This window comes from Streptomyces sp. NPDC085481 (assembly GCF_044541845.1).
In the GTDB taxonomy this organism is placed as follows: domain Bacteria; phylum Actinomycetota; class Actinomycetes; order Streptomycetales; family Streptomycetaceae; genus Streptomyces.
This window is the reverse complement of the sequence record NZ_JBITTJ010000001.1, coordinates 651,266-670,029: the sequence shown is the minus strand read 5'-3', so window position 1 is coordinate 670,029 and position 18,764 is coordinate 651,266. Positions and strand designations below refer to the sequence as shown.

The window sequence follows — 18,764 nt, the reverse complement described above, 5'->3', positions numbered from 1 at the left end:
ACACCCCTGGGGTGTCAGGCCCTGGGAACGCGCGTCCTCACCCGGCGCGGAGTTCGGCGAGCACCGCGTCCGTGAACGCCGGCCACGCCTCGACGGCCCACGGCCCGAAGGGCCGGTCGGTCAGCGCCACGCACGCGGCGCGCGCGTCGGGGTCGATCCACAGGAAGGTGCCGGACTGGCCGAAGTGGCCGAAGGTGCGCGGCGAGGACGTGGCGCCCGTCCAGTGCGGCGACTTGCCGTCGCGGATCTCGAAGCCGAGCCCCCAGTCGTTCGGCCGCTGGTGCCCGTAGCCGGGCAGGATGCCGGTCAGACCCGGGTACGTGACCGTCATCGCGTCCAGGACCGTGCGCGCGTCGAGCAGCCGCGGCGCCTGCACCTCGGCGGCGAAGCGCACCAGGTCGTCGACGGTCGACACGCCGGCCTTGGCGGGCGAGCCCTCCAGGGTGGTGGAGGTCATGCCGAGCGGCTCGAGGACCGCCTGGTGCAGATACTCGGCGAACGGGATGTCGGTGGCCTTGGCGACATGGTCGCCGAGCGCCTCGAAGCCGGTGTTGGAATAGATCCGCCGGGTGCCGGGCGGGGCCGTGACCCGGTTCTCGTCGAAGGCGAGCCCGGAGGTGTGGGCGAGCAGATGCCGTACGGTCGCGCCCTCGGGCCCGGCCGGCTCGTCGAGGTCGATCGCCCCCTCCTCGTACGCGACGAGGACCGCGTACGCGGCGAGCGGCTTGGTGACGGAGGCGAGCGGGAACGGCTGTCCGGTGGGGCCGTGGGACCCGGCCAGGGTGCCGTCCGCGCGGACGACGGCGGCGGCCGCGGTGGGAACGGGCCAGTTCTCGATCGACGCCAGGCTCGGCAGGCTGCTCAGCATGGTGCCGAGCCTACTTGCTTCGAGTGCACTCCAAGGCCCTAGCGTGGTGGCCATGAGCGTGATCGAGAGCACGAGCACGACGGCGACCGGCGTGTCCGGGGAGCGGTTCACCATCAGCGAGGTGGCGGCCCTGACCGGCCTTTCGGCGCACACCCTGCGCTGGTACGAGCGGATCGGGCTGATGCCGCACGTGGACCGCTCGCACACCGGACAGCGCCGCTTCAGCCGGCGCGACCTGGACTGGCTGGCCTTCGTCGGCAAGCTGCGCCTGACCGGTATGGCGGTGGCCGACATGGTGCGGTACGCGGAACTGGTGCGGGAGGGCGAGCACACCGGCGACGAACGGCGGGCGATCCTCGAGGCCACCCGGAGCGACGTCGTCTCCCGGATCGCCGAGCTCCAGGACGCCCTGACCGTGCTGGACCTCAAGATCGGCTACTACGGCAACCAGACGAGCACCTGCGGAGAGGCCGGCTCATGACCGGCACCACCGGCAGGATTGGCACACGGCCCCGTCACGCGATGCCCAGGGCGAAGACCGCGAAGCCCGCCGCCAGGACGCCCGCCGCGGCCCGCCGGGCGGTGCCGGTCCTCGCCCACGGGGACTCGAAGCCCCGCGCGTACCGGCCGATCAGGACGAGCAGCCCGGCGAAGACCGGCATCCAGGCCAGCCGGGCCAGGATCCAGCCGACCGAGTCGGGCGCGCCGACCAGTCCGGTGATCTCCCCGGCGTACGAGGCGGGGATCGCCGCGGCCAGCATCGCCGTCTGGTGCCAGCACAGGATCGTCATCGCCGACAGGTTGACCACGACCACCGGGGCCCACAGCGCGGGCCGCTTCAGGAGCCTGCCGAGCCGTTCGCGCAGCAGGATCGCGGCGCCGCTCTGCGCGGCGGCCAGGGCCAGGACGAGCAGCGACGGCGGGTGCGAGTTGGTGCGTGCCTCGCCCGGGACGCCCACCATGGAGGCCGGGTAGCCGAAGTACAGCAGCAGGGCGGCGAAGAGCGCGCCGCCGCCGATCAGCAGCCCCCAGGCGTGGCGGCGGGTGACCCTGCCCTCGCCCCAGGAGACGCCCAGCTGATAGGCGAAGAGCCAGCCGGGCAGGATGTTGAGCAGGCTCAGCCAGGAGGGCATGGCGTCGGCCCACGGCCCGTAGCGCAGCAGGTCGACGACGGCGACCGTGCCGAGCAGCGGGGCCGCCGCCCACGCGCCGAGCCGGCGGGCGGCGCGGACGCAGAACGGGGTGAGAGCGGTGACGACCGTGTAGACGCCCACGAACCACAGCGGCTGGATCACCAGAGTGGACGCCGTGCGCAGGGTGTCGCCCGGCACCCCGAAGCCGTAGTGCAGCAGAGGGAGCAGCGCGGCCCACACGGCGGTCACGCCGAGCACGGGCCGGCCGAGGCGGGCGAGCCGCCCCTTGAGCCAGTCGCCCGTCGAGCCCCGGTGGCGGCGGAAGGACAGCACCGAGGCGTAGCCTCCGACCAGGAAGAAGATCCCCAGCATCTGCAGGATCCAGCTGACCGGCGCGAGGCCGCCGAAGGCGGACAGCGGGCTGGCGTTGTGGATCGCGCCGTCGGAGGACAGCGTGAAGCCGCCGAGCAGCCAGTGCCCGGTGGGCACCGCGAGCAGCGCGAGGGCGCGCAGCCCGTCGATCGCGCGGTCGCGGTGGGCGGGGGTGCCGGCCTCGATCTTCTCGACGGTCCTGTGCAGCGTCCGCCTGGTCCTCGTCGGATTCCTCAGGTTCGCCGGATTCATCGGACGTCCCCCTGGGCGATCGCGGCGAAGGCACGGAGGGAATCGGTGCCGGGCGCGAAGTAGCCGTCGTGGCCGTCGGCGTCACCGGCGGGGACCGGGCGGGCGCCGAACTCCGGGGCGGTGGGGTCGGCGCCGTGGCCGAGGCCGGCGAACCGGATGTTGGGGACCCGGTCGATCCAGTCGGTCGGGTCCTTGGCGGCCCAGACGCGGGCGGTGGTGTTCAGAGCGGCCGCGTTGGCGGCGCGCATGCCGGGGGAGCCGAGGACGACCAGGTCCTTGGCCTTCAGCTGCTCGGCCGCGAGCCCGCAGACCACGGAGCCGTAGCTGTGGCAGAACAGGGACGGCTCGGCGGCACCGACGGTGTCCAGGCCCTCGGTGAACCGGATCAGCCGCTCGGCCCCCGCCTCGGCGAGGTCGCCGGTGGCGGCGTCCAGGCCGACGCCGACCGGAGTGGTGTAGCCCGCCCAGGCGACGACGGCGGTGCGGCCGCCGGCGGCCTCGCGCAGCGCGGTCGCCTTGCGGGTGAGCGGCGCCAGGTTGCCGGCGTCGACGTCGGAGCCCGGCACGATCACCGCCACGTGCTCGGCCCTGGCCAGGTCCCCGTAGACGAGGACCGCCTGGCCGCGCCCCCGGGGGTCGTAGGCGAGGACCTGCTGCCCGGCGAACCGGTCGCCCGCGGTACGGGCGTTGGCGGCGTAGCGCAGGGCGAGCGGGGCGCCGTCCAGGTTGCCGACCACGCTCGGGTGGGTGCCGAGGAGCCGCTGCTGCCGGTCCTGGCCCAAGGCGGCGAAGTACGCGCCGATCTGACCGGGCGTCATGGCCTGCGGGTCCGGCAGGCCGTCGGCCCGCCACGCGTCGGTGCCGACCGGTGCCCCGGTCACGGCCTGCTGTGCGCTCCCGGAAGCCCAGCCCGCGGTCCCGGCGACCACGGTGGCGGTGAGTGCGGCGGCGACCAGGGTCCTTGTGAACCGGCGCATAGGGCGGCCCTCCGTTCCTGTCTCTCTCGTCGTTGGCGAGAGGAAGGTAGGAAGGAGGTGGGGGACGGCACGTCACCCTGCGGCGCCAACCGCGAACTGCTACCGGGGTAGGGGTCGGACGAGCAGCCCGCACCAGGCCGGGGGTGGGGTTTTCCCCCGGGGGTTCTCCCCGGGTGCCTCCCCCGGGAAGCTACCGGCCGCCCGGGGTGACCAGGCCCGATTCGTAGGCGAAGACGACCGCCTGCGCCCGGTCGCGCAGGTCCAGCTTGGCGAGCACCCGGCCGATGTGGGTCTTCACCGTCTGCTCGGCCAGTACCAGGTGGTCGGCGATCTCCTGGTTCGACAGGCCCCGGGCGATCAGCTCCAGGACCTCCGTCTCACGCGGCGTCAGACCGTTGAGGCGCAGCGCCGCCCGGTCGGCGCGCGGCGCGGGCTTCGAGGCGGCGAAGTCGGCGATCAGGCGGCGGGTCACGGAGGGCGCGAGCAGCGCCTCGCCGGCCGCCACGATCCGCACGGCGGCGATCAGGTCGGCGGGCGGCGCGTCCTTGAGGAGGAAGCCGGAGGCGCCGGCGCGCAGCGCCTCGTACACGTAGTCGTCCACGTCGAAGGTGGTGAGCATCAGCACCTTGGGGCGGTGGACCACGCCCGGCGGGGGGTTCAGGATCTCCCGCGCCGCCGAGAGCCCGTCCAGCTCCGGCATCCGTACGTCCATGAGCACCACGTCCGGGTGGGTGGAGCGGGCCACGTCCACGCCCTGCCGGCCGTCCGGCGCCTCGCCCACCACGTCGATGTCGGGCTGTGCGGCGAGCAGGGCGGCGAAGCCGGCCCGCACCATGGCCTGGTCGTCGACGATGATCACGCGGATGGTCACGGGCTTCCTCAGCTGTCGGTGGTACGCGTCGGCAGCCGGGCGGCGACCCGGAAGCCGCCGTCCGGCAGCGGCCCGGTGTCCAGCGAGCCGCCGGTCAACCGTACGCGCTCGCGCATGCCGACGAGCCCGTGCCCGGTGCCCGTGCCGGGCTCCAGCGGGGAAGTGCGCTCCGCGGCGGGCCCGTTGACGACCAGGATGTTCAGCCAGCCCTCGCCGTCGCCCCGTACCGACACCCGGGTCGTGGCGCCCGGCGCGTGCCGTACGACGTTGGCAAGGGCCTCCTGCACGATCCGGTAGGCCGACAGGTCCACCGCCGGCGGCAGCTCGCCGAGGTCGGCAGCCAGGGACAGTTCGGCCGGTACCCCGGCCCGCACCGTCGCCTCGACCAGCTGCTGCACCCGGTCGAGGCCCGGCTGCGGGGCCCGCTCGCCCTCGGTGCCGTCACTGCGCAGCACCACGAGCAGCCGGCGCATCTCGGCCAGCGACTCGCGGGCGCCGGACGCGATGGAGGCGAACTCCTCGCGGGCCGCGTCCGGGAGTTCCGGGATCCGGTACGGGGCCGAGTCCGCCTGCACGGTGATCACCGACATGTGGTGCGCGACCACGTCGTGCAGCTCGCGGGCGATCCTGGTCCGCTCCTCCAGGAGGGTGCGCCGGGCCCGTTCGGCCTCGCTGATGGTCTCCTGCTCGACGAGGCGTCTCTCGGCCTCGCCCCGGCCGCGCAGGGTCGAGGTCAGCAGCAGCACCACGCCGCTGAGCACGAAGAGCAGCACCGTGATGCCGCCCGCCCGGTGCGGCGAGACGATCTCGAAGACGGCCCCGGCGGCGCCGGTCACCAGCCACACGCCGAGCAGGGCACGCCGGGACTCGCGCAGCCCGAGCGCGAGCATCAGCGCGAGATAGCCGACCACGACCATGGCCGTCCACGGCCAGGGCCGCCCGTCCACGGAATCGGCGCCCAGCAGCACGAAGCCGCCGAAGACATCCGCCGCGAAGATCACCCACCAGGCCTGAAGGGGCCGGGTGACGGCGAGCAGCAGGGGCGCCGTCTGGGCGGTGGCGAGGGCACCCGCGAGTGCCCCGTTCACCTGGTAGTCGTTGACGAACACGGTGATGGTGACGGGCAGCAGCGTCGCGACCAGCGCGAGGGCGACCCCGTACGGCAGCAGCCGCACCCACGGCGACGCGGCCCGCCCGAGCAACGCCTCCCCCGGCCCGGTGGGCGTGGCGAGGGCGACCCCGAAGCTCCGGACCTGCTCCTGTGCCCGGAGCCCCACCTGTGGCATGTGCGGCAGCCGCCGCTTCTTCTCAGTCATGGCCCGCCCAGGGTAGGCAGCGGCCGGGGGCGGGGACGTCATACCGGGGGGCGGCCCGCGGGGTCATACCGGGGTACGAGGGCTGCGCGGATCGTTGCCGCTCCGGCTGCCTGGCCGGCAGCCGGCTGCACGGGCTGTCCAGTTGCCGGCTGCTCCGGCTGCCCGGCTGCTACAGCTCCGCGAGCAGCTCCGCCTTCTTCGCGGAGAACTCCTCGTCGGTCACCAGGCCCGCCTCGTGCAGCTCCCCGAGGTGGCGAATCCTTTCCGCTACGCCCGCCGGGTCGTGCGGCGCGGCCGCGCCCGGGAGGGCCGGGACGCGCGGGGAGGAGCCGCGGATCGCGGCCAGGACGGCGGCGGCGAAGGGCAGGGACTCGTGGACGGTGCCGTAGCCGAGGCCGAACACGACCGACGCCGGGTCCCGGTCCGGCTGTGCCGGGCGGGACTCGTGGCCGCCCCGCGGCACCAGGCGCAGATACCCGTCCAGGACGTCGGGCGAGCGCCACTCGACCCCGCTGAGCTCCCGTATCGGAAAGCTCTGGTCACCGGCCTTCCACTTCTCCGAGGACGCCCCCGTCCAGGACCAGCGGAAGACCACCTCCGACGTCCCGTCGAAGCTCGCCTTCCCGTCGTACGCCTTGAAGGACTGCGGCCCCCGCGGCGCCGCCACCAGGTAGCCCTCCGCGGGCAGCGCCGCGTCCGGGGCGAGCGCGGAGCTCAGCTCGTCGCGGTAGTACTCCGCCAGCGTCTCCCGGTCGGCGGGCAGCACGAGGCGGTACGGATCGCACCCCTCCTTCAGCTGCCCCGCCGCCGCCTCCATCAGCGGATCGGCCCCGGCTCTCGGCTCGGCGTGCAGCACGACGGTGCCCCGCTTGCCCGGGGCGAGCGTCACCGACGCCAGCGCCTCGTGCGGGATGCGCCGTTCGCGCAGCGCCTGGAAGAGCTTCGGTGTGCGGATCCCCCGTTCGAAGCGGATGACGACGGCGTCGCTTTCGAACGCCCAGGTGGCATGAATTCCGGCCAGCACATCACCCATGCGCCTCATCGTATGCGGCGTATGCCCCGGCGTCGCCCCTGTGGGAAAGCCCGAAATCCGCCGTGATCTACGCGCGTCGGCCCGCTCAGGCACCGGAGATTCCCCTGCGGCAAGCGCTGTCCGTGCTCGCGCAGGTCAGGCCGTCGTACGCGCCGACGCCTATGGCGGCGAAGTTCTCCAGGCTCTGCGTCCCCGGCTCGAAGTAGCCCGCGTGGCCGACCGCACCGGCGGCCGAGAGCCGCCGCGCGCCGAACTCCGGCGCCACCGGGTCGGTCCCGTGCCCGACCCCGCCCAGCTCCATGTGGGGTACGCCGGCGATCCAGTCGTCGGCGTCCCGCATCGCCCAGATCCGGGCCGGGGTGGCGAGGTCGGCGGCGCGTTCGGCGCGCATGCCGGGGCTGCCTGCGACCACGACGTCGGTGACCCGCGCGGGCAGCCGGGGCGCGGCGACCCCGCACAGCACGGAGCCGTAGCTGTGGCAGAAGAGGCTGACCTCCGCGTCGCCGGGCAGCGCCGCGGTCAGGTCGACGAGCCGTACGGCGCCGCTCTCGGCGAGCCGCCCGATGGCGGCGTCGATGCCGACGCCGACGGGCGCGGTGTAGTCGGCCCAGGCGATGACGGCGGTACGGGAGTGGGGCGCCGACCGGTGCTCGGCGGCGTACAGCGAGGCGGCCATGCCGGCGGGCGCCGAGTAGCGGCGGGCGGTCTTCTGGAAGGTGAGCAGATTGGTGTCGACGCCCGGCACGATCACCGACACCCGCGAGGCCCGGTCCAGGTCGCCCAGGACCTCGGCCGTGCGCCCCGTACCGCTCGGGTCGAAGGCGAGGATCTGCCGGCTCCTCCGCATCAGCGAGGCGAAGCGGTGGACGCGGCGCAGCGCCTCGTGGCGGCCGTCGGCGGTCAGCCGCGGGTCGTCGACCCTGCCCCGCTCGGCGTCGAGCGAGCGGGCGAGGGAGACCCGGTTGGCGCGGTAGCGGAGGGTGACGGGGGCGCCGTTGAGGTTGCCGACGACGAGCGGGTGGGTGTCGGCGAGCCGGGCGCCCTGCGAGGGCCCGATCGCGGCGAAGAAGGCGGCGATGGTCCGGGCGGGCGCCGTCGGGTCGGGCAGCGGGCGGTGGCCCGCCCTGCCGTGCGCCCAGGCGGCGAGCGCGGTCTCCCGCGACTCCCCTGGCGTGCGCTGATGCCGGAGCGTGGTCCATCCCGTGGTCGCGAGGAGCACGAACACCACGGCCAGCGCGAGCAGCATGCGCCAGGCGGTGAGGGTGGGGGAGGTGTCGAAGGAAGACATTGCGGGACACCCTAGGGGGCCGGGCCGTGGGCCCGGGCGGGCGAGTGACGCGGATCACTCGCGGGGCGGGGCGCGGTGACGTTGGGTGTGCGCGGTCGTACGCGGAGCTCGCCGGTCCGGCGCCCGTTACGCCCCGGTCCGCCAGTGGGGTTCGAGCGCCGGCCCGAGGTGGTCCAGATAGCGCTCGGTGAGCGCGCGAATCGCCTCCAGGGTGGGGTCCTCGCTCCGGCCCCACAGCTGGCCGGTCACCCGCATCACGCCGCTGAACGCCGCCACGGCGATCCGCGGGCGGGGGTCCTCGTCCACGTCGAGCCCCTCGCGCCCGGCGATGAGGCGGGCGATGGACTCCTCCATCTCGGTGGAGCGGCGCAGATGGACGGCGAGGAGCGCGGGCGTCGACTCGATGACCTGGAAGGAGCGGAGATACAGCTCGACGGGGACGACCTCGGCGATCGCCTCGCCGATGGTGTCCCAGGCGCTGAGGACCGCGTTGCGCATCGCCTCCAGCGGACCCTCCTCGGCCGGCCGTTCGGTCAACGCGTCCAGGAATCGTTCCTCCACCATCTGCTGGACGGCGAAGGCCACGTCCTCCTTGGTGGCGAAATAGCGGAAGAAGGTGCGCTGGGAGACGTCGACGGCGTCGGCGATCTCGTCGACCGTGGTCCCCTCGTACCCCTGGGTGGTGAAGAGCTCCAGGGCCACCCGGATCAGCGTGTCGCGGGTGCGCTGCTTCTTCCGCTCGCGCAGGCCGGGAACAACGGTCACTTGACGGTCCTCATTCCGCTACTTCGTCGAGCTCAGCGTACCTGTGAGCAACGTGACAGTTACCGGCGCATTAAACGCTTTGTCAATTGTCAGTGACTGACACTAGCCTCGTTCGTATGACTAGTCAGACCACCGTGGAAAAGGCTCCGCAAGGTCGGGGCCCGCAGGGTCAGGGGGGTGGCCGGGCGCCCGTGACGGCCCCGGCGAAGGGGCTGCGCGGTCACCCGTGGCTGACGCTGTTCGCGGTCGCCGTCGGCGTGATGATGGTCGCCCTCGACGGCACGATCGTCGCCATCGCCAACCCCGCCATCAAGGACGACCTCCAGGCCTCGCTCGCCGAGGTCCAGTGGATCACCAACGGCTATCTGCTGGCGCTCGCCGTCGCCCTGATCACCGCCGGAAAGCTCGGCGACCGCTTCGGCCACCGGCAGACCTTCCTCATCGGCATCGCCGGCTTCGCCGCCTCGTCCGGTGCCATCGGCCTGTCGGGCTCGATCGGGCTCGTCGTCGCCTTCCGCGTGCTGCAGGGCCTCTTCGGCGCCCTGCTCATGCCGGCCGCGCTCGGCCTGCTGCGCGCCACCTTCCCGGCCGAGAAGCTCAACATGGCCATCGGCATCTGGGGCATGGTCATCGGTGCCTCGACCGCCGGCGGCCCGATCGTCGGCGGACTGCTCGTCGAGCACGTCAGCTGGCAGTCCGTCTTCTTCGTCAACGTGCCGGTCGGCGTCCTCGCGCTCCTCCTCGGCCTGGTGATCCTCAAGGACCACCGCGCCGAGAACGCCCCGCGCTCCTTCGACATCCCCGGCATCCTGCTGCTCTCCGGCGCCATGGCCGCCCTCATCTGGGGCATCATCAAGGCCGGTGAGTCCTGGGGCTGGGGCAGCGGCAGGACCTGGGGCTGCCTGATCGGCGCGGTCCTGCTCTTCGTCGTCTTCGCCTTCTGGGAGGGCCGGGTCGAGGAACCGCTCATCCCGCTGGGGATGTTCCGCTCCGTGCCGCTCTCGGCCGGTGTGGTGCTGATGGTCCTGATGGCCTTCGCCTTCATGGGCGGCCTGTTCTTCGTCACCTTCTACCTCCAGGGCGTGAAGGGGCTCAGCCCGGTCGACAGCGGCACGCACCTGCTGCCGCTGACCGGCATGATGATCGTCTCCTCGCCGCTGGCGGGTGCGCTGATCACCAGGTTCGGGCCGCGCGTGCCGCTCGTCGGCGGCATGGTCTGCACGGCCGTGGCGATGTTCGGCATGATCACCCTCTCCGCCGGTACGGGCACGCCGGCGATGTCCCTGTGGTTCGCCCTGCTCGGCCTGGGCCTCGCCCCGGTCATGGTCGGCGCCACCGAGGTCATCGTCGGCAACGCGCCGCTGGAGCTGTCCGGCGTGGCCGGCGGACTGCAGCAGGCGGCGATGCAGGTCGGCGGCGCGCTCGGTACGGCGGTGCTCGGCGCGGTGATGTCCTCCAAGGTGTCCGGTGCCTTCGCCGAGAACTGGAAGGACGCCGGCATCCCGGTGCCCGCCGACCCCCGCCTGGAGCAGGCCGCCGAGTTCGGCATGGTGCCGCCGGACCTGGCCAAGGCGCCGGGGATGACGCCCGAGATGGCCGACACCATCGGCAAGGTCATCCACGACACCTTCATGGACGGCATGGGGCTCGCCTTCTCCGTCGCCGGTGTCGTCGCCGTCGTCGCGGCGCTGGTCGCCACACTGACCAAGCGGGGCGCGAACGCGGAGGCGGGGGCGGGCGCGGCCCACATCTGAGATCCCTCGGGGTTCCCGTAGGGGGCCGTCACCCGTTCGATGGAACGGGGGCGGCCCCTCTTCCCTTTCCCGGGTGTCCTCCTTCATGCTCTTGATTACAGAGAGTGACGAAATGGGGGTTCACCTGCATGTACACGAAGACTTTCCTCGCCGCGGCCGCGGTCGCGACCGCCCTCCTGGCCGCACCGGCGAGCGCCGCACCTGCCGGCCCGGCGAGCGCCGCATCCCCTGGCGTGGCGAGGGCCGCACCTGCCGGTGCCACCCTGGGCTCCTGTGGCCCGGGTCAGCTGTGCCTGTGGCCCAAGGCCGACTTCAGGGGACGGGCGCAGACCCATGAGCTGGCCTCGGTCGACATCGAGAGCTGCATCGCCCTGCCGCCAGGGACCAGCGCCCAGTCCCTGGCCAACCGGACCGGGCGGCCGGTCACCACGTACCAGTCCGCCGTATGCGCGGAGACCGGCGACTTCGAGACCTACCCGGGACGGGGCACCGGGACCTGGGTGCCCCAGGCCCCGTACCAGGTGCGGGCCTTCAAGATCTGGGAGAGATAGGGGCGGGCGGCACGGGGGCGGGGACCTCCGGGGCGTCCGGTGGCGGCGGGACGGAGAGGCGCGCGACCTCGGCCCGCAGCTCCCGCACCTCCACGGTCAGCGCCTCCAGGAGCTCGACCTGCCGGCGCTCTACCTCGTCGTCCCGGTCGAAGCGGGCGATGAACCAGGCGGCGATGTTGGCGGTCACCACACCGAGCAGGGCGATCCCGGACAGCATCAGGCCCACCGCGAGGACCCGGCCGAGACCCGTGGTCGGGGCATGGTCGCCGTAGCCGACGGTGGTCATCGTGGTGAAGGACCACCAGACCGCGTCACCGAGCGTCTTGATGTTGCCGTTCGGCGCGTCCCGCTCCACATGGAGCACGGCCAGCGAGCCGAACATCATCAGCCCGACCACCGCGCCCGCCACATAGGTGGTGAGCGTTATCTGCGGGGCCATCCGGGCCCGCCGGCCCACCAGGAGGAGCGTGGACACCACCCGCAGCAGCCGCAGCGGCTGCACCATCGGCAGTATCACCGCGAGCAGATCCAGCGGATGGCCGCGCACGAAGGCCCAGCGGGCCGGGGCGAACGCGAGCCGTACGAGGTAGTCCAGGGCGAACGCCGCCCACACCGTCCACTCCACATGGGTGCACAGCCGGTGCACCCAGGGAGCGGCGTCCGGGGCCACGATCGGTACGGCGTAGGCGAGAGCGAACGCCACGGCCAGCACCAGCAGCGGTGTCTGGGTGCGCCCTTCCCAGCGATCCTTCATGCCCGGCATCGTAAGGAACGCCGAAGGGCGGCAGGACCACCGGTCCCACCGCCCTCACCAGGCACGATGCGTTGTGCCGGTGGCGTCAGGCGTCGCCGCCCGCGGGGCCCGGGTCGGCGGCCGCCACGTCGAGCAGCTGGTAGCGGTCCACGGCCTGCTTCAGGGCGGACCGGTCGACCTTGCCCTCGCGGGCCAGCTCCGTCAGGACCGCAAGCACGATCGACTGGGCGTCGATGTGGAAGAAGCGGCGGGCCGCGCCCCGCGTGTCCGCGAAGCCGAAGCCGTCCGCGCCCAGCGAGTTGTACGGGCCCGGCACCCAGCGCGAGATCTGGTCCGGCACCGCACGCATCCAGTCCGAGACCGCCACGAACGGGCCCTGGGCGCCCTGGAGCTTGCGCGTCACGTACGGGACGCGCTGCTCCTCGTCCGGGTGGAGCAGGTTGTGCTGCTCGACGGCCACGGCCTCGCGGCGCAGCTCGTTCCAGGACGTCGCGGACCAGACGTCGGCGCGGACGTTCCACTCCTCGGCGAGGATCCGCTGGGCCTCCAGCGCCCACGGCACCGCGACGCCAGAGGCCATGATCTGCGCCGGGATCGCTCCGGCGTCGCCGGCCCGGTAGCGGTAGATGCCCTTGAGGATGCCGTCGGCGTCCACGTTCTCGGGCTCGGCCGGGTGCTGGATCGGCTCGTTGTAGACCGTCAGGTAGTAGAAGACGTCCTCGGCGGCGGGGCCGTACATCCGGCGCAGACCGTCCTGGACGATGTGCGCGATCTCGAAGCCGAAGGCCGGGTCGTAGGCGACACAGGCCGGGTTGGTCGAGGCGAGCAGGTGCGAGTGGCCGTCCGCGTGCTGGAGTCCCTCGCCGGTCAGCGTCGTCCGGCCCGCGGTGGCACCGAGCACGAAGCCGCGCGCCAGCTGGTCGGCCATCTGCCAGAACTGGTCGCCGGTGCGCTGGAAACCGAACATCGAGTAGAAGACGTAGACCGGGATGAGCGGCTCGCCGTGCGTCGCGTACGCCGAACCGGCGGCGATCAGCGAGGCGGTGCACCCGGCCTCCGAGATGCCGTCGTGCAGCATCTGGCCGGTCGGGGACTCCTTGTAGGCGAGGAGCAGCTCGCGGTCCACGGCCTCGTACTGCTGGCCGAGCGGGTTGTAGATCTTGGCGCTCGGGAAGAACGAGTCCATGCCGAAGGTGCGGTACTCGTCCGGCGCGATCAGCACGAAGCGCTTGCCGATCTCCTTGTCCCGCATCAGGTCCTTCAGGAGCCGGACGAAGGCCATGGTGGTGGCGATCGACTGCTGGCCCGAGCCCTTCTTCACCGCCGCGTAGGTCTTGTCCCCGGGCAGGACCAGCGGCTTGGAGCGCACCACCCGGGTCGGCACGTACCCGCCGAGCGCCTTGCGGCGGTCGTGCATGTACTGGATCTCCTCGGAGTCCCGGCCGGGGTGGTAGTACGGCGGCAGGCCCTCCTCCAGCTGCCGGTCCGTGATCGGGATGTGCAGCCGGTCGCGGAAGCCCTTGAGGTCGTCCACCGTCAGCTTCTTCATCTGGTGGGTGGCGTTGCGGCCCTCGAAGTTGGGGCCCAGCGTCCAGCCCTTGACCGTCTTGGCCAGGATCACCGTCGGCTGGCCCTTGTGGGCCTTGGCGGCGGAGAACGCGGCGAAGATCTTCTTGTGGTCGTGGCCGCCGCGGCCCAGGTGCAGGACCTGGTCGTCGGTCATGTTCTGGACCATGGCCCGCAGCCGCTGGTCGTCGCCGAAGAAGTGGTCCCGGATGTAGGCGCCGGTCTCCGTCGCGTACGTCTGGAATTGGCCGTCGGGCGTGGTGTTCATCTTGTTGACGAGCAGGCCGTCACGGTCCTGGGCGAGCAGCGGGTCCCAGGAGCGGTCCCAGATCAGCTTGATGACGTTCCAGCCGGCACCGCGGAAGACCGATTCCAGCTCCTGGATGATCTTGCCGTTGCCGCGCACCGGGCCGTCGAGCCGCTGGAGGTTGCAGTTGACCACGAAGGTCAGGTTGTCCAGGCCCTCACGGGCGGCGAGGGTCAGCTGGCCCAGCGACTCCGGCTCGTCCATCTCGCCGTCGCCGAGGAAGGCCCACACGTGCGACTTGGAGGTGTCGGCGATGCCGCGCGCCTCCATGTAGCGGTTCATCCGGGCCTGGTAGATCGCGCCGAGCGGGCCGAGGCCCATCGACACGGTCGGGAACTCCCAGAAGTCCGGCATCAGCCGCGGGTGCGGGTAGGAGGAGAGGCCGTCGGGGTACTTCGACTTCTCCTGGCGGAAGGCGTCGAGCTGCGTCTCGTTCAGCCGGTCGAGCAGGAAGGCGCGGGCGTAGATGCCGGGGGAGGCGTGCCCCTGGAAGAAGATCTGGTCGCCGCCGTCGCCCTCGTCCTTGCCCCGGAAGAAGTGGTTGAAGCCGACGTCGTAGAGCGAGGCCGAGGAGGCGAAGGTCGCGATGTGGCCGCCGACGCCGATGCCGGGGCGCTGGGCGCGCGAGACCATCACGGCCGCGTTCCAGCGGGTGGCGTTGAGGACCTTCCGCTCGATCTCCTCGTTGCCCGGGAAGAAGGGCTCGTCCCGCGTGGCGATGGTGTTGACGTAGTCCGTGCTGCGCATCTCGGGCACCGCGACGCGCTTCTCGCGGGCCCGCTCGATCAGCCGCAGCATGAGGTAGCGGGCGCGCTCCCGGCCCCGCTCGTCGACGGCGGCGTCCAGGGAGTCGAGCCATTCCTGGGTCTCGTCGGGATCGAAATCCGGGACCTGGCTGGGAAGGCCGCCAATGATGATCGGGTTGCGATCGGATGCGGAAGCCACGCTGTTCCTTCGCTGGTCGGTGGAGCCCACGGGGAGGGGAGCCCCCCCGAGGCCGGGATGTTCATCGTCTACCCCGCCGACGGCAAACGTCATCTTTACCGAGGGGTAACCCTCCGGGAGCGCCTTGTTCGGTCAAATCGCAACCTTACGCCCATCCCGCGCATGCGTTTCGTCAGCACGTTCGGCAGACTGAAGCCGCAGAGCCATGCAAAACGGTGCGAAGAGTGTGTGCCTCGTCACGGAACGCGACGGGCGCTCGCCGGAAGTTGCGGCGAGACGGCCCCAAACGTCACCGTTTCGGCGGTCTCCACGGCCGGGTACTTGCGCGATCCGCCCCGGCCCGTGTGGACTACGGCCAGCGCCGCGCGTACGCGCGCGGCCGAAGCATTTTTCCGATACACGATCAGGAGGCAAGCCGTGAGCGCGACCGCGGACCACGCGGAGGAGCGGACCAACCCGGCAGCGAGGCTGGGGTTCGAGCCCGGACAGGTGGTCCAGGAGATCGGCTACGACGACGACGTCGATCACGATCTCCGAGAAGGCATCGAGTCCATCATCGGCCAGGAACTCGTGGACGAGGACTACGACGACGTCGCCGACGTCGTGCTGCTGTGGTTCCGTGACGAGGACGGTGACCTCACCGACGGCCTGGTGGACACCATCGGTCTTCTGGAGGACGGCGGCATGATCTGGCTGCTGACGCCGAAGACCGGCCGCGACGGCTACATCGAGCCGAGCGACATCAACGATGCCGCGCAGACCGCTGGTCTCTCCCAGACCAAGAGCATCAGCGTTGCCAAGGACTGGGTCGGAACCCGACTCGCCACCCCGAAGCGCTGATCCACCGAACCCTGCGCAGAGCCCCCGCCGGCCGACACCCGGCGGGGGCTCTGCGCATACCGGGCCGCCCCTTAGGGTGGGTTTCACCGTTTCGGCCCAAGAGCTGGGCCGCCGCGTGAAGGGATGCGTACGCGATGGCGATCGAGATCGGCGCCGAGGCCCCGGACTTCGAGCTGAAGGACAACCACGGCCGCACCGTGCGGCTCTCCGCCCTCCGCGGCGAGAAGAACGTGCTCCTCTTCTTCTACCCCTTCGCCTTCACCGGCGTGTGCACCGGCGAGCTGCGCGCGCTGCGCGACCACCTGGACGCGTTCGTCAACGACGACACCCAGCTGCTCGCCGTGTCCAACGACTCCATCCACACCCTGCGCGTCTTCGGCGAGCAGGAGGGCCTGGAGTTCCCGCTGCTCTCCGACTTCTGGAAGCACGGCGAGGCCTCCCGCGCCTACGGCGTCTTCGACGAGGAGAAGGGTTGCGCGGTGCGCGGTACGTTCGTCATCGACAAGGCGGGCGTGGTCCGCTGGTCGGTCGTCAACGCACTCCCGGACGCCCGTGACGTGGAGGACTACCTCAAGGCGCTCTCGGCGCTCTGAGGGCTCCGGGTCCAACACTCGGACGAAACGTCTGTTTCGACTGGGAACCCGTCACTAGGATCCAGACGTTGATCCGATGCCAACGCACGACGGGGGCGCTGCCCCTGGAAACCAATGGAGGGACTCGTGGGAGTCAGCCTCAGCAAGGGCGGCAACGTCTCGCTGACCAAGGAGGCCCCTGGCCTGACCGCCGTCACCGTCGGTCTGGGCTGGGACGTCCGCACCACCACCGGTACGGACTTCGACCTCGACGCAAGCGCCATCCTGGTGAGCGCGGAGGGTAAGGTCCGCAACGACCAGGACTTCGTGTTCTTCAACAACCTGAAGAGCGCCGACGGCTCCGTCGAGCACACCGGTGACAACCTCACCGGCGAGGGCGAGGGCGACGACGAGCAGGTCAAGGTGAACCTGGCCGGCGTCCCCGCCGACGTAGCCAAGATCGTCTTCCCGGTGTCGATCTACGACGCCGACAACCGCCAGCAGTCCTTCGGCCAGGTCCGCAACGCCTTCATCCGCGTGGTGAACCAGGCCGGCGGCGCCGAGATCGCGCGGTACGACCTCTCCGAGGACGCCTCGACCGAGACCGCCATGGTCTTCGGCGAGCTGTACCGCAACGGGGCGGAGTGGAAGTTCCGCGCCGTCGGCCAGGGCTACGCCTCCGGCCTGCGCGGCATCGCGCAGGACTTCGGCGTCAACGTCTGAGCCGAGCCGCCACACCCCGTCCGGCGCCGCACCTTCCGTGCGGCGCCGGACGCACTCGTAGGAACCACCGGGGAGGAACCACGACATGGGCGTCACGCTCGCCAAGGGAGGCAATGTCTCCCTCTCCAAGGCCGCACCCAACCTCACCCAGGTGCTCGTCGGGCTCGGCTGGGACGCGCGCTCCACCACCGGAGCCCCCTTCGACCTCGACGCCAGCGCCCTGCTGTGCCAGTCGGGGCGGGTGCTCGGTGACGAGTACTTCGTCTTCTACAACAACCTCAGGAGCCCCGAGGGCTCCGTCGAACACACCGGTGACAACCTCACCGGCGAGGGCGAAGGCGACGACGAGTCGCTCATCGTGGACCTGACCAAGGTGCCGGCCCAGTGCGACAAGATCATCTTCCCGGTCTCGATCCACGAGGCCGACAACCGCGGCCAGTCCTTCGGACAGGTGAGCAACGCCTTCATCCGGGTCGTGAACCAGACGGACGGCCAGGAACTCGCCCGCTACGACCTCTCCGAGGACGCCTCCACCGAGACCGCGATGATCTTCGGCGAGCTCTACCGCTACAACGGCGAATGGAAGTTCCGGGCGGTGGGGCAGGGGTACGCGTCCGGCCTCCGGGGCATCGCTCTAGACTTCGGGGTCAACGTTTCGTAAAGCCGCGTAAAAACACGATGGGGTAGACAGTGGTTCTGAAAACCTTCGGCTGGTCGTTCGCGATCACTGCGCTCGGCCTGGTCGCAGCGGTGCTCTACGGGGGGTGGGAAGCGTTCGGGATCGTCGCGATCCTCTGCGTCCTCGAGATCTCGCTCTCCTTCGACAATGCGGTGGTCAACGCCGGAATCCTGAAGAAGATGAATGCCTTCTGGCAGAAGATCTTCCTCACGGTCGGTGTGCTCATCGCCGTCTTCGGCATGCGGCTGGTCTTCCCCGTCGTGATCGTCGCCATCAGCGCCAAGATCGGCCCGATCGAGGCCGTCGACCTGGCGCTCAACGATGCCGACAGGTACCAGGAGCTGGTGACCGACGCTCACCCGTCGATCGCCGCCTTCGGTGGCATGTTCCTGCTGATGATCTTCCTCGACTTCATCTTCGAGGACCGTGACATCCAGTGGCTGCGCTGGATCGAGCGCCCGCTGGCCAAGCTCGGCAAGGTCGACATGCTGTCGGTCTGCATCGCCCTCGTCGTCCTGCTGATCAGCGCGATGACCTTCGCGACCCACGCCCACCAGCACGGCGGCATGCACGTCGACAAGGCGCAGACGGTCCTGATCTCCGGCATCGCCGGCCTCATCACGTACCTCGTCGTCGGCGGTCTCTCCGGCTACTTCGAGAACAAGCTGGAGGAGGAAGAGGAGCGCGAGCACGAGGCCGAGGAAGAGGCCAAGCGCAGCGGCAAGAAGCCCTCCGTGGTCCAGCTGGCCGGCAAGGCCGCCTTCTTCATGTTCCTCTACCTGGAGGTCCTCGACGCCTCCTTCTCCTTCGACGGAGTCATCGGCGCCTTCGCCGTCACCAACGACATCGTCCTGATGGCGCTCGGACTCGGTGTCGGCGCCATGTACGTCCGTTCGCTGACGGTCTACCTGGTCCGCCAGGGCACCCTCGACGACTACGTCTACCTGGAGCACGGCGCCCACTACGCCATCGGCGCCCTCGCGGTGCTCCTCCTGGTCACCATCCAGTACGAGATCCCCGAGGTCATCACCGGCTCCATCGGCGTCATCCTGATCGCCTGGTCCTTCTGGTCCTCCGTCCGGCGCAACCGGGCCATCGCGGCGGCCGAGGGAAAAGCTGACTCCTCTGACAAGACCGAGGTCTCATCCGGGGTGTGACACCCCCGACATTGAGGAACGCTTCACTGCGGGGCGGCCGG

The 18,764-nt window shown here is 71.2% G+C and carries 18 protein-coding genes; 8 read left to right on the top strand and 10 right to left on the bottom strand.

Annotated features, from left to right (window positions below):
- Positions 1 to 37: 37 nt before the first annotated feature.
- Positions 38 to 868: a serine hydrolase domain-containing protein gene (locus tag ACIGEZ_RS03185; protein WP_399825030.1), complete on the bottom strand. Its 831-nt coding sequence runs from the start codon at positions 866 to 868 to the stop codon at positions 38 to 40.
- Between the two features lie 52 nt (positions 869 to 920).
- On the opposite strand from ACIGEZ_RS03185, the gene ACIGEZ_RS03180 reads away from it, so the two are divergent.
- A complete protein-coding gene (locus ACIGEZ_RS03180; RefSeq protein ID WP_399825028.1) occupies positions 921 to 1,349 on the top strand; it encodes a MerR family transcriptional regulator in 429 nt (142 codons plus the stop codon).
- 34 nt (positions 1,350 to 1,383) lie between these two features.
- Here the strand turns inward: ACIGEZ_RS03180 and ACIGEZ_RS03175 are convergent, their stop codons facing one another.
- The 7 genes from ACIGEZ_RS03175 to ACIGEZ_RS03145 form a co-directional block, all read right to left on the bottom strand.
- Positions 1,384 to 2,625, bottom strand: coding sequence for an acyltransferase (locus tag ACIGEZ_RS03175; protein ID WP_399825027.1), 1,242 nt, complete (start codon positions 2,623 to 2,625; stop codon positions 1,384 to 1,386).
- Positions 2,622 to 3,602 carry an alpha/beta hydrolase gene (locus ACIGEZ_RS03170; protein ID WP_399825026.1) on the bottom strand — a complete coding sequence of 327 codons (981 nt, stop codon included), beginning with the start codon at positions 3,600 to 3,602 and terminating at the stop codon, positions 2,622 to 2,624. The genes ACIGEZ_RS03175 and ACIGEZ_RS03170 overlap by 4 nt, the downstream gene beginning before the upstream one ends.
- Positions 3,603 to 3,792: 190 nt before the next feature.
- Entirely contained in the window at positions 3,793 to 4,473 is a 681-nt protein-coding gene (locus ACIGEZ_RS03165) for a response regulator (RefSeq protein WP_399825024.1), read from the bottom strand.
- Positions 4,474 to 4,481: 8 nt separating this feature from the next.
- The gene (locus ACIGEZ_RS03160; protein ID WP_399825023.1) at positions 4,482 to 5,789 is read right to left on the bottom strand and encodes a sensor histidine kinase; all 1,308 of its coding nucleotides are present in this window, start codon (positions 5,787 to 5,789) and stop codon (positions 4,482 to 4,484) included.
- Between the two features lie 169 nt (positions 5,790 to 5,958).
- Positions 5,959 to 6,831: a DUF4429 domain-containing protein gene (locus ACIGEZ_RS03155; protein WP_399825021.1), complete on the bottom strand. Its 873-nt coding sequence runs from the start codon at positions 6,829 to 6,831 to the stop codon at positions 5,959 to 5,961.
- A gap of 76 nt (positions 6,832 to 6,907) precedes the next feature.
- The gene (locus ACIGEZ_RS03150) at positions 6,908 to 8,110 is read right to left on the bottom strand and encodes an alpha/beta hydrolase (protein WP_399825019.1); all 1,203 of its coding nucleotides are present in this window, start codon (positions 8,108 to 8,110) and stop codon (positions 6,908 to 6,910) included.
- A gap of 126 nt (positions 8,111 to 8,236) precedes the next feature.
- Entirely contained in the window at positions 8,237 to 8,875 is a 639-nt protein-coding gene (locus tag ACIGEZ_RS03145) for a TetR/AcrR family transcriptional regulator (RefSeq protein WP_399825018.1), read from the bottom strand.
- A gap of 116 nt (positions 8,876 to 8,991) precedes the next feature.
- Between ACIGEZ_RS03145 and ACIGEZ_RS03140 the strand changes: the two genes are divergently transcribed.
- Both ACIGEZ_RS03140 and ACIGEZ_RS03135 read left to right on the top strand, forming a co-directional pair.
- A complete protein-coding gene (locus tag ACIGEZ_RS03140) occupies positions 8,992 to 10,629 on the top strand; it encodes an MFS transporter (protein ID WP_399825016.1) in 1,638 nt (545 codons plus the stop codon).
- 128 nt (positions 10,630 to 10,757) lie between these two features.
- Positions 10,758 to 11,180 carry a peptidase inhibitor family I36 protein gene (locus tag ACIGEZ_RS03135; protein WP_399825015.1) on the top strand — a complete coding sequence of 141 codons (423 nt, stop codon included), beginning with the start codon at positions 10,758 to 10,760 and terminating at the stop codon, positions 11,178 to 11,180.
- On the opposite strand, the gene ACIGEZ_RS03130 is transcribed toward ACIGEZ_RS03135, so the two are convergent.
- Both ACIGEZ_RS03130 and aceE read right to left on the bottom strand, forming a co-directional pair.
- A complete protein-coding gene (locus ACIGEZ_RS03130) occupies positions 11,161 to 11,934 on the bottom strand; it encodes a potassium channel family protein (RefSeq protein ID WP_399825013.1) in 774 nt (257 codons plus the stop codon). The genes ACIGEZ_RS03135 and ACIGEZ_RS03130 overlap by 20 nt on opposite strands.
- An 85-nt stretch (positions 11,935 to 12,019) precedes the next feature.
- A complete protein-coding gene (gene aceE / locus ACIGEZ_RS03125) occupies positions 12,020 to 14,752 on the bottom strand; it encodes a pyruvate dehydrogenase (acetyl-transferring), homodimeric type (RefSeq protein ID WP_399825011.1) in 2,733 nt (910 codons plus the stop codon).
- Between the two features lie 417 nt (positions 14,753 to 15,169).
- Between aceE and ACIGEZ_RS03120 the strand changes: the two genes are divergently transcribed.
- From ACIGEZ_RS03120 to ACIGEZ_RS03100, 5 genes are all read left to right on the top strand, one after another.
- Positions 15,170 to 15,592 (top strand): DUF3052 domain-containing protein, encoded by a 423-nt coding sequence (locus ACIGEZ_RS03120; protein WP_399825009.1) that lies wholly within the window; start codon positions 15,170 to 15,172, stop codon positions 15,590 to 15,592.
- A gap of 134 nt (positions 15,593 to 15,726) precedes the next feature.
- Entirely contained in the window at positions 15,727 to 16,185 is a 459-nt protein-coding gene (locus tag ACIGEZ_RS03115; RefSeq protein ID WP_399825008.1) for a peroxiredoxin, read from the top strand.
- A 126-nt stretch (positions 16,186 to 16,311) separates the two neighbouring features.
- Entirely contained in the window at positions 16,312 to 16,887 is a 576-nt protein-coding gene (locus tag ACIGEZ_RS03110) for a TerD family protein (protein WP_399825006.1), read from the top strand.
- A gap of 85 nt (positions 16,888 to 16,972) precedes the next feature.
- The gene (locus ACIGEZ_RS03105) at positions 16,973 to 17,548 is read left to right on the top strand and encodes a TerD family protein (RefSeq protein WP_399825005.1); all 576 of its coding nucleotides are present in this window, start codon (positions 16,973 to 16,975) and stop codon (positions 17,546 to 17,548) included.
- A 29-nt stretch (positions 17,549 to 17,577) separates the two neighbouring features.
- Positions 17,578 to 18,723, top strand: coding sequence for a DUF475 domain-containing protein (locus ACIGEZ_RS03100; RefSeq protein WP_399825003.1), 1,146 nt, complete (start codon positions 17,578 to 17,580; stop codon positions 18,721 to 18,723).
- Positions 18,724 to 18,764 lie beyond the last annotated feature (41 nt).

What these genes read in the sequence shown, in the direction of transcription:
- ACIGEZ_RS03170 (WP_399825026.1), bottom strand. Translation starts at nt 3,602, where the DNA reads ATGCGCCGGTTCACAAGGACCCTGGTCGCCGCCGCACTCACCGCCACC.
- ACIGEZ_RS03185 (WP_399825030.1), bottom strand. Translation starts at nt 868, where the DNA reads ATGCTGAGCAGCCTGCCGAGCCTGGCGTCGATCGAGAACTGGCCCGTT.
- ACIGEZ_RS03160 (WP_399825023.1), bottom strand. Translation starts at nt 5,789, where the DNA reads ATGACTGAGAAGAAGCGGCGGCTGCCGCACATGCCACAGGTGGGGCTC.
- ACIGEZ_RS03155 (WP_399825021.1), bottom strand. Translation starts at nt 6,831, where the DNA reads ATGAGGCGCATGGGTGATGTGCTGGCCGGAATTCATGCCACCTGGGCG.
- ACIGEZ_RS03140 (WP_399825016.1), top strand. Translation starts at nt 8,992, where the DNA reads ATGACTAGTCAGACCACCGTGGAAAAGGCTCCGCAAGGTCGGGGCCCG.
- ACIGEZ_RS03135 (WP_399825015.1), top strand. Translation starts at nt 10,758, where the DNA reads ATGTACACGAAGACTTTCCTCGCCGCGGCCGCGGTCGCGACCGCCCTC.
- ACIGEZ_RS03150 (WP_399825019.1), bottom strand. Translation starts at nt 8,110, where the DNA reads ATGTCTTCCTTCGACACCTCCCCCACCCTCACCGCCTGGCGCATGCTG.
- ACIGEZ_RS03175 (WP_399825027.1), bottom strand. Translation starts at nt 2,625, where the DNA reads ATGAATCCGGCGAACCTGAGGAATCCGACGAGGACCAGGCGGACGCTG.
- ACIGEZ_RS03105 (WP_399825005.1), top strand. Translation starts at nt 16,973, where the DNA reads ATGGGCGTCACGCTCGCCAAGGGAGGCAATGTCTCCCTCTCCAAGGCC.
- ACIGEZ_RS03115 (WP_399825008.1), top strand. Translation starts at nt 15,727, where the DNA reads ATGGCGATCGAGATCGGCGCCGAGGCCCCGGACTTCGAGCTGAAGGAC.
- ACIGEZ_RS03180 (WP_399825028.1), top strand. Translation starts at nt 921, where the DNA reads ATGAGCGTGATCGAGAGCACGAGCACGACGGCGACCGGCGTGTCCGGG.
- ACIGEZ_RS03130 (WP_399825013.1), bottom strand. Translation starts at nt 11,934, where the DNA reads ATGAAGGATCGCTGGGAAGGGCGCACCCAGACACCGCTGCTGGTGCTG.